Source organism: Mycobacterium sp., assembly GCF_035640695.1.
In the GTDB taxonomy this organism is placed as follows: Bacteria; Actinomycetota; Actinomycetes; order Mycobacteriales; family Mycobacteriaceae; genus Mycobacterium.
This window is the reverse complement of record NZ_DASQVQ010000144.1, coordinates 1-9,046: the sequence shown is the minus strand read 5'-3', so window position 1 is coordinate 9,046 and position 9,046 is coordinate 1. Positions and strand designations below refer to the sequence as shown.

The window sequence follows — 9,046 nt, the reverse complement described above, 5'->3', positions numbered from 1 at the left end:
CGCGACCGCTACCCGTCACCGCTCGGGACTGTCAGCCCGAACCCTGTCAGGCCGAAACCCGCAGATGCGAGTGCGTCGATCAGATCGTTGATTCGCGGTTGTCTCCTCGCAGGACCCGGCGGACGGTCCCGCGGAACTGCTGCCATAGCAACCGGGGTCCGGCCCGTCGGATGCTGGCCAACGTCCGGTACCCGCGCACCTGCGGTCGGGGCTGACCAAGCATCCGCAGTGCCAGGAAGGTCGCCGGCGCTCCCACCTTGCGGGGCGGGTGGGTGACGTGCATCGCCTCGAATTCCTGCATGGAGATGGGCCCGAGGTGCAGATAGCCGGCATCGACTGCTCGCCGGAGCAGCTCAACGCCACGCTCGGTGCGGACGACCGCCACGTTGACCCCGGGCGCCTCATCGTAGATCGGTTTGCCGTCACGCAGGATCCAGCCGTCGGGCACCGAGATATCGGCCAGCTCACCCACGGCGTCGGGGCATATCTTGCACCGAAACTGCGTGTCGTAGCGCCACGGCCCGCCCTTCCACGCGGTTTCATAGCTGAGGTCGAAGAACTTGCCGTCCTTGGTCTGCACCCGATGAGGACCCGGCCAGCCCTCGCCGCGGAAGCGGAACATCTCCACGTCGTCCTCATCGACACCGTGGAAGCGGATCATCGCCCTGGCGAACTGGGCGCTGGGCACACCGCCGCAAAAGTTGGTCAGCAGATACTTCACCTGCCGGTCGACGCGAGGATCGATGCGCGCCAGTGCCCGAACCGCGGAGATGTCGCAGGGCTTGGCGATGACCGCGAAGTCTTCGCCAGCGTCCAGCAGTGCATGGACGTGTTTGAGTGGCGCGGCGGGACCATAGCGCGACTGGGCTCCGGAGTAGAGCTCCTCGGGCGTGCGTGAGATCTGCGCGTCGGTCAGCCACGGCTTGGACGCAGAGGCGCGCACGTGCAGAATCGCCGACACCTCGCCGCTGTGGAGCAGGTAGCGGCCCAGCCCGGTCAACGTTCCCCCGGCAGCTGCGTGATGACGCACGGCCGGTTCCGCTGACCACGAACGGTAGATTTCGCGAATCGGACCCCAAACCGGCTGCATGTCAGCACCGTTGACAACTCCGGGCCCAGTGAGGGTCACTCCTGGGCAGGTGGCCAGAATGTCGCGGTTAGTACCGTCATCGATCGGGGCGCGGACCAGAGGGCGCATATTGCCCTCAACGTTGAGCCCCATACTTATCTTGTCCGGGCCTGCCAGGCTGGCACACAATCCACATCCGGTGCACAAGCCGGCGCGCACGATCTCTGTGACGTTTTGCGGTACGTTACTCGGCCGCCACGAAATGGTAGCGGTCACGCTGTGCTCCTTCACTGGTTTGCGATATTGAGTCCCAGTCGCGCGTTAACCACCGCGACGGCACCGGCTTTCTGCTCGGCCACAGTTGGCCGCCTATCCTCTATACCGATCAACTCATTCCGCAATTTCTGACATCCCGATCGGCTCAGTAAGGGGCGTGTTCTACGTCACTATGTGACGACTTCGCTGCCCTGACACATCCGTCGTGAGCGCAGGATCGCCGAATATGAGGAAGCGGTCAGAATGCCGGTGGTTCGCACCGTGAGCTGACGACAGTCTTGACGACAACGGTGACGACAGTTGCTGTCCCACCAACGCCGCCTATACGAAGATGTTCTCGACCGCTTCCTGACCTACGGCCAAACGGTCACCTCCATCGTCGCGTCCACACCCGTACCGCCGCGACCGCTACCCGTCACCGCTCGGGAGAAGACTCTTGGTCAGCAACCAGCCGTCCGGCAGACGAAGGTCGAAGGGCCACGTTTCGGGATCCACCGGACCTGGGCGCCTCCCAAGCTCTGACTCAGTGGAGGCTTGACGAAGCCCGTGCCAAGCGGAAGACAAAACTCACACCACTGCGGCCACTTCGACCCCTACGTGGAACCACTATTTTCGAGCGTCGTTGCCGACCAACTTGTCTTCCTCCGCAAGCACGTCCCCGTCCACTTCCAACGCTAGAAGGTGGGGTTACCCCTTACTGCCGAAGCCTGCGCCTTAACAGCCCAGCGTCGTCTCTCTCCCCTCAGACGGCGGCGGATGACTCGCGTTCTAGACGCTTGATTTCTCCTCATTTGTGGCGGCAGTTAGCCGTGTCTCGTTTTTGTAGGGACCCATCTGCTTGTCGCTGAACGCGTAGGGGCTGGTCTTGTCGAGCCCGCGGACAAACGTGGTTATCAGGCTGATCAGGAAGATCAGTGTGACGGCAATACTTTTGTTCCAGGTGCTGCGCCCAATCGGTCCATCGGTGCGCAACGCCGTGATGTAGGTGATGCCGATCGGAACGTGCAGCAGGATGGCGGCAAGGAAGCCGGGGCTGTACTTAACTCGAGCGAGGCCGGGAAGGATAATTCCGTGGTCGACCGCTTGAGCTATTCCGAACAGCATTGGCGGTAGTCCAAGCCACTTAATCGCAGGAAAGACGATCGGCGCGACGTAGAAGGGATACGCCAGGGCGGTGTTGATGCACAGGGACGATTGCCTGTTGAGAGGGTAGTTGCGTGGCTGGTCGCTCCTCATTACGCCACGGTTGGCATGACCAGGAAAGTAGCCTGGATCGACATACTCCTCGTATTGGTGGACGGCCAGCGCGATTAAGTTCATTACCGACAGAGCGCGCAGATTAGTCAATTTTCTGCGGCCGGCCAACACGCTCGCGCCGCCCAGCGCCATCGCCAGCACCGCGCCCACCCGAGGCCACTCCTTCCGGTACATGTCTAGTGCCCTCGTACTCACCGCCCGCCCTCCATTCCACTGGTGGCCACTTGACCTAGTTCGCCCCGCTTGCCGTGCGAGCTTCATCGTGACCTCATTGATACACCTATAGAGAGAGCGTTAGATAACGAATCACGCCAGATATGGATGGCACCATGCGTCAGATCGTGGCGGGTGTCCACGCCGGTGGGGTGAGTGATCGCAGCGCCGGTATGACATGTGTGCCGATGAGGTCGTGGCTGCGAACGAGGTCTTGGTGGTCGAACAGTTTGAAGTCGGTGAAGAACAGCAGATTTCCGATGCCTGTGGAGTTGACTTGTTCGGCGAGTCGTTCGGTCACGGTTCGGGGTGATCCGACGATGATGTCGTCGGGTTGGTTGAAAAGTGGGTTTCCCGATGCCGCCCCACCCCCGGGGATGGAACCCAGTGCCCTGCTTGCGTTTTCATTTCCCATGATCTTCTCCAAGATGAGGACCATGGGATCATCGCAGCGTTCAACGATGTCATGGGCTTCGGCGTCGCTCGGCGCGACGAAGACCCGGCGGCGCAAACCAAGGTAGTCCGGTCCGCAGGAGAGTCCGGCGTCACTGGCCGCCGAGTAGTAGACCGTGCTCAGTTCAGCCACGTCGGCAGTCGACATAAACGATGTGCACACCTTGTATCCGCGTGCGGCAGCCCACCGGTATGAACTTTCAGATAACGCGGTTACCCATACCGGCGGGTGCGTTTGACGCATCTGCGGCACGATCGGCACGTCGGTGAGGTTGTAGAAGGCATCCTGATGAGTGACCCGGGAGCCGCTCAGGTACTTGTCTAACAGCTCAGCGCCACTGGCGTACCGGGGCCGTACTTCCTCGGGATTCACTCCGGCGAGGCCGGCCTCGATCGCCCCTACCCCGGGTCCGATGCCGATCTCCAGGCGCCCGTGTGTGAGGTAGTCGAGCATGCCGCATTCCTCGACCAGTCGCAGAACGTCGTGCAGGGGCAGTGCGCTGCCCATCACCCCGAGCCGCAGCCGTGACGTTCGTTGGCTCAGCGCGGCGATCAGCAGGTGCGGTGACGGGCTCAGGCTCAGCCCGAGGAAGTGATGTTCGCTGAGGAACACGCCGTCGCACCCCCGATGCTCATTGTCGGCCCACAACTGCAGATACCGGTCGAATGCCTGCTGTGTCTCCTCCCGGTCACCCTCGCCTGCCACAGCAAGGTGACGCACACCGGGAATGTAGAACATCCAGGATCTGACCATCTCTTTTCCTTTCTCTCAAGATTTCCTCGCCGCCCTGACCGTATAAACAGAATTGAAGTACATTCTGCTTAATGTCTGGCGCGTTCAAGTTTGCCTTTTATGTCGAAGCGTTCCATTTCGTCTTGCTCGAATGGGTACGGCGGATTCTCGCTACCAAGAATCCGTTGCTCAATGACATAAAATATAAGAACCATGGCAAGGATCATGTACACGATCGCGGACAGCCATTCCCAACCACTAGCCAGGCCGTGTTTTTGGATGTAATAAACGTAAACCACACCCAACGGCAGCCAGCCCAAAACAGCAGTTGCAACGCCGGGGCTGTACAGAGATCGGATCTGGTAGTTAACGATGATGGCGTGGCCTATCACTTGCAGAACCGCGCCCACAATCACGGTTGCCAAACCAAGCCAGATGGTGTGCGGGAAGAAGACCGGAAGGAGGTAGAACACATACGCGAAAGTGAGGTTGGCTACCGCTGACGAGAGTTGGTTCAGCGGCTTGAAATAGCGCGACATACCTGCAAGGGGCATCAATACCAGGTTAGCCACTGCCGGGAACCCGCCTGGCCAGCTGTACTCCTCGAATTGATGTAGGAGAACGACGATGAAGTTGAGGATGAGGAGCCTTTGCAAAAAGTCAAGATCACCCCACCCAAAAAGCAAATACGCCCCGGCGACGACGGCCGAAACCAAACCGATATCGTGCCAATGCCGCCTTAGAAGTTTTAAAGCGCTCATTGTCTACTCCTCATTCCGTGAAACTTTTCACTGGTCGGGGAGGTCGATTCGATCGCCCGCTGGTCACCTGGCGACGTACTGGTTCTAGCTGCGCGCTTCCGCAGCGGCAGCGACCGGCGCGGGTGGCGTCCCGGTGTAATAGGGGCCCATCTGATGGGCGGTGAACGGATAGGGGCTGTTCTTATCGGCACCGCGGATGTTCGGGAAGGCCACGCCAACGACCAAGAAGAACAGCAGGACGAGAGCAGTTTTGAACCAGTTGCTGCGGCCGATCGGCCCCTGGGCGCGCAACGCCGAGAGGTAATTGATGCCGATCGGAACATGCAGCAGCGCCGCGGTGAGGGCGCCTGGAGTGTATTTGGTATGCAGCACGCGCGGCATCAGGATGCCGTGGGCGACTGCTTGAAAGATGCCGAGCAGCACCGGTGGTAGCCCCAGCCACTTCACCTTGGGAAAGATCATCGCAGGGACATAGAGGGCCCGAAAGGAAATGTTGGCGCACATCGCCGAGTGCGCGTTGAACGGGTAGTTGTGCGGCTGGTCGCTCTTGAAGAGGCCGACATTGACCATGCCCGGGAACCAACCGGGGTCGACGTACTCCTCGTATTGGTGAGCACACATCGTCATGGCATTCATCACCGCCAAGGCACGCAGATTGGTCTGCGTCTTGCGCCCGGCTAGCAGACTTGCCCCACCCAGCACCATCGCCTGCACCGCGGCCACCCGAGGCCATTCTCTACGGTAAGAATCAAGAAGTTTCGTAGTCACGTTGACTCCCCATTTCCGCTGCCGGGCGGGTAACAATGTGTTGCCCGCGCGCCGAACTGCCCTGACCAGCCCAAACCGCGATACAACAATAGAGGTAACACTCATCAACGTATCACACCAGGGTGGATGGCACCATGGTTTAACCGTGGGCCATGCGCGCAGCTATTGCGAAGTGCAGGCCGGGCATCTAACCAGGCCGGGCCTCTAACATTGCACCCGCTTCTATTTGTGACATATCCTCAGAGCCATCATCTAGTCACATTCCAGCGGAGGCGGTGGCCGCCGCATACTGTGCTTGGCGCCGTGCCGCGCACGCGATGGTGGGAGCTGCAGCTGTGGAATGCCGGACCGTAGACGGCGGCCAGACCCTACGCTGAGAAGCACCCATGAAACTGCGCAACACAACAGACGCGACCGACACCGCGCCACCCGCACGTGATGTCCCGACCGTCGCCGATGCATTGGTTGAGGCAGCGTTGCGGGCTGCCGATGAGCTCGCCAAGGATGTCGCCGACGTACCGGTCATCGTGATCGCACGCCACGCCGGCATCTCGCGCAGCACACTGCTGCGTCGGCTCGGTGGATCGCGCGCTGCCCTCGACGATGCGGTCCGCGCCCGGGGTCTCGACCCGGGCGGGGCACCACCGGTACGCACTCGGGCCCTCGACGCCGCAGCGGCCCTGATCGCTGAAAGCGGGCTGGCTGCAGCTACGTTGGAAGCCATCGCGTCCCGCGCTGACTGCTCGGTGCAAAGCCTCTACGCCATCTTCGGCACCCGCGACGGACTGCTGCGCACCGTCTTCGAACGCCACGGCCCCCTGCTGGACATCGAAGAATTTGTCGCCGAAGACCACACCGATCTGCCTGCGGCAGTACGGCGTTTGTATGCGCTGCTGGCCGACTCCCTCAGCCGCGAACCGCGGGTAGCTCCGGCCGTGTTCGCCGAAGCATTCGCCCGACCCACCAGCCCCGCAACGCAGACCCTGCTCAGCTACAAAGGTCCACGGATGCTGGCCGTCATCGGCCAGTGGCTTACCACCGAGATCGAGGCCGGTCGGATCCGCGACTTTCCGCAGCCGCTGCTGGTCGAGCAACTGCTCGCCCCCATGGTGGTTCACATGCTGCTGCGGCCGACCACAGCTGCGCTGACTGGTATCGATCTGCCTGACATCGGAACCGTCTGCGACGTTTTCACCGACGCCTTCCTAGGGGCCGCCGGCACCGCCGGCCGTCGCAGGCCGACCCGTCGGCCCGGCGGTAAAAGAACCTCTGCGCCGCCCGCAAACCGTCCGCAGTAGCGTCGGCAGCCCTCCCAGTCGACAACGTTCAACGTTCTGACCAGCTTATTCTGATTGCCCCCAACACGAGCAAGGGTGATCCGATTGGCAGGTTTGATCGAGCCTGGCGCGCCAACGCCGGGTGGGAAGGTAAGTTCCCATGTTCTAGGTAGGCCAGGGCCGGGAGGAGTCCGACGGCGGCACGGCCGGGTTCCGGTCGTTGATCGACGGATCGTGCGTGCCGGCGGAGCATTGGATCCATCTCCGCACGACGAACCCCATCGAATCTACTTTCGCGACAGTGCGTTTGAGGAAAAGGTCGCCCAAGGGGCCGGGCTCGCGGGCCGCCGGGCTCGCGATGGCGTTCAAGCTGATCGAGGCCGCCCAGGCACGCTGGCGCGCCGTGAACGCGCCGCACCTGGTCGCCCTCGTTCGGGCCGGAGCCGTGCTCGAGAAGGGCAACCTCATGGAACGACCGGTCGATTCGTCAACAACGCAGGAGGCCGCCTGACGCTCAACCATCCACAAGGATTTGACAATATCTCGTGTGGCGTCGCGACGAGTTTTGCCCTCCGGTGCAGTCTGACCTCCATGGGCAAACTCATCTATGGCTTCAACGTGTCGGTGGACGGGTACATCGCCGACGCACAAGGCAACATCGACTGGGCCGATCCGAGCGAAGAACTGCACCAGTACTGGAACGACTTCGAGCGGGAGACCGCCCTTTCGTTCTACGGGCGGCGGCTCTACGAGCTGATGTCCGCGTACTGGCCGACCGCTGACAAGGCCCCGGACGCCACCCCTCTGATCGTCGACTTCGCCCGCATCTGGCGCGACATGCCCAAAGTCGTGTTCTCGCACACCCTGGAGTCCGTCGACTGGAACTCCCGCCTGGAACGCGGCGACCCGGTCGAGGTGGTGACGAAGCTGAAAGCCGAAACCGACGGCAGGCTGGAGGTGGCCGGCGCGACGCTGGCCGCACCGATCGTGCAGGCCGGACTGGTGGACGAGTACCGGATCGTGGTCACGCCCACCGCCGTGGGCGGCGGCACCCCGTTCTTCCCGACGCTGCCGTCATGGATGTCGCTGCGACTGTTGGAGAACCGCACCTTCCCGGGCGGAACGGTCCTGCTGCGCTACGCGGCGAAACACGACTGATCGGACATACACAGCCAGGTGACGTGCGGATGCACTACGAGATACACGACTCGTCGAGCGGCACCGAGGAGGCCCTTTATGCACGGTTGTTTGTCAGGCTGCTTCTCATGTCCGCTCGAACCTCCCGCAGTACTGAGCTTCGGCGGCGCTGCCCGGAGATCAACACCAACGACACCCAACGACACCGAGGAGTTCCACATGTCCACCGCCGCCACCCCGCATGGCCGCACCAAGATTGAGTCCGGAGGCTTCTGGATGCCGAGCTATTGTCCGTTGGGCGCGGAAACCGACACCTGCCGGCGTGTCGTTACCGGGCCGGTGGTGTCGTGTCGAGGGCCGGTTCGCCGGTGGCCCACCAGTTTCCCAAGACGTGCACGCACAGGGTGGACACGGTGGCTCGCAGTGCACGACGAACTGCATTGACCTAAACATGTTGGAACTATCCAAACGGGTGTTCACACGCGCCGACTCGCAGAGGTGTCAACTATGTCGCGAGACATCCGTCAACTATGTCGTGTAATCACACACTGTCAGCCCGACGCAGGTCAGAGGCACTCTCCGCAGGTCCGGGAGGTGCCTTGTTTCGTTCCGTACGCCAACGCGTACGCCAACGCGCAGACGTTCACCGGTGTCCGCCCGCGTCCAGCCCGGGCCGGACGGGTAGGACTACGGGTGTGATGAATAAGCAGGAATTGGCTCAGGAGCTTGGCCACCCCGACGCCCAGAAGCTGCTCTCCGGCTCCATGGCCCGGCTCGCCTACAACGGACACGATGGCTTCCCGCGGGTCATCCCCGTCGGGTTCTACTGGACCGGCGAACACATCGTTGTCTCCACGGCACCGACCTCCCCGAAAGCTCGCGCGCTTTCGTCCCGCCCGGAAGTCGCACTGACGATCGACACCGGCTCCACGCCAGAAGAGGCGAAGGCGCTCTTGGTGCGTGGCCTCGCCACACTAGAAACCGTCGACGGCGTCACCGATGAGTACCTCGCGGCAGCGAGGAGCTCAATGGACGAACCCCAACTTGCCGAGTTCGAACGCAACGTGCGGTCGACGTATAAGCAGATGGTGCGCATCTCGAT

At 62.0% G+C, this 9,046-nt stretch carries 8 protein-coding genes and 1 pseudogene; 4 read left to right on the top strand and 5 right to left on the bottom strand.

Features of this window, described 5'->3' with window-relative positions; all coding sequences use genetic code 11:
• Window positions 1-79 precede the first annotated feature (79 nt).
• The 5 genes from VE759_RS17175 to VE759_RS17155 form a co-directional block, all read right to left on the bottom strand.
• On the bottom strand, window positions 80-1,090 hold the full coding sequence (locus VE759_RS17175; protein WP_324934611.1) for a Coenzyme F420 hydrogenase/dehydrogenase, beta subunit C-terminal domain: 1,011 nt from the start codon (window positions 1,088-1,090) through the stop codon (window positions 80-82).
• Between the two features lie 1,023 nt (window positions 1,091-2,113).
• On the bottom strand, window positions 2,114-2,752 hold the full coding sequence (locus tag VE759_RS17170) for an HXXEE domain-containing protein (protein WP_324934609.1): 639 nt from the start codon (window positions 2,750-2,752) through the stop codon (window positions 2,114-2,116).
• 184 nt (window positions 2,753-2,936) lie between these two features.
• On the bottom strand, window positions 2,937-4,022 hold the full coding sequence (locus VE759_RS17165; RefSeq protein WP_324934608.1) for an LLM class flavin-dependent oxidoreductase: 1,086 nt from the start codon (window positions 4,020-4,022) through the stop codon (window positions 2,937-2,939).
• A 68-nt stretch (window positions 4,023-4,090) separates the two neighbouring features.
• The gene (locus VE759_RS17160) at window positions 4,091-4,762 is read right to left on the bottom strand and encodes an HXXEE domain-containing protein (RefSeq protein WP_324934606.1); all 672 of its coding nucleotides are present in this window, start codon (window positions 4,760-4,762) and stop codon (window positions 4,091-4,093) included.
• An 84-nt stretch (window positions 4,763-4,846) separates the two neighbouring features.
• On the bottom strand, window positions 4,847-5,485 hold the full coding sequence (locus VE759_RS17155) for an HXXEE domain-containing protein (protein ID WP_324934604.1): 639 nt from the start codon (window positions 5,483-5,485) through the stop codon (window positions 4,847-4,849).
• Between the two features lie 431 nt (window positions 5,486-5,916).
• Here VE759_RS17155 and VE759_RS17150 point away from each other — a divergent pair, with 431 nt between their 5' ends.
• The 4 genes and pseudogenes from VE759_RS17150 to VE759_RS17135 form a co-directional block, all read left to right on the top strand.
• Window positions 5,917-6,828 (top strand): TetR/AcrR family transcriptional regulator, encoded by a 912-nt coding sequence (locus VE759_RS17150; protein WP_324934602.1) that lies wholly within the window; start codon window positions 5,917-5,919, stop codon window positions 6,826-6,828.
• A gap of 220 nt (window positions 6,829-7,048) precedes the next feature.
• A pseudogene (locus VE759_RS17145) lies at window positions 7,049-7,318 on the top strand (IS256 family transposase); the annotation flags it as partial.
• Between the two features lie 80 nt (window positions 7,319-7,398).
• The gene (locus tag VE759_RS17140; RefSeq protein ID WP_324934600.1) at window positions 7,399-7,965 is read left to right on the top strand and encodes a dihydrofolate reductase family protein; all 567 of its coding nucleotides are present in this window, start codon (window positions 7,399-7,401) and stop codon (window positions 7,963-7,965) included.
• 677 nt (window positions 7,966-8,642) lie between these two features.
• Window positions 8,643-9,046: pyridoxamine 5'-phosphate oxidase family protein (locus VE759_RS17135; protein WP_324934598.1), on the top strand; the 404-nt coding region annotated here is incomplete at its 3' end.

Bases quoted from the DNA above. Each gene is read 5' to 3' on its own strand.
- VE759_RS17140 (WP_324934600.1), top strand. From the start codon at position 7,399: ATGGGCAAACTCATCTATGGCTTCAACGTGTCGGTGGACGGGTACATC.
- VE759_RS17165 (WP_324934608.1), bottom strand. From the start codon at position 4,022: ATGGTCAGATCCTGGATGTTCTACATTCCCGGTGTGCGTCACCTTGCT.
- VE759_RS17150 (WP_324934602.1), top strand. From the start codon at position 5,917: ATGAAACTGCGCAACACAACAGACGCGACCGACACCGCGCCACCCGCA.
- VE759_RS17175 (WP_324934611.1), bottom strand. From the start codon at position 1,090: ATGCAGCCGGTTTGGGGTCCGATTCGCGAAATCTACCGTTCGTGGTCA.
- VE759_RS17160 (WP_324934606.1), bottom strand. From the start codon at position 4,762: ATGAGCGCTTTAAAACTTCTAAGGCGGCATTGGCACGATATCGGTTTG.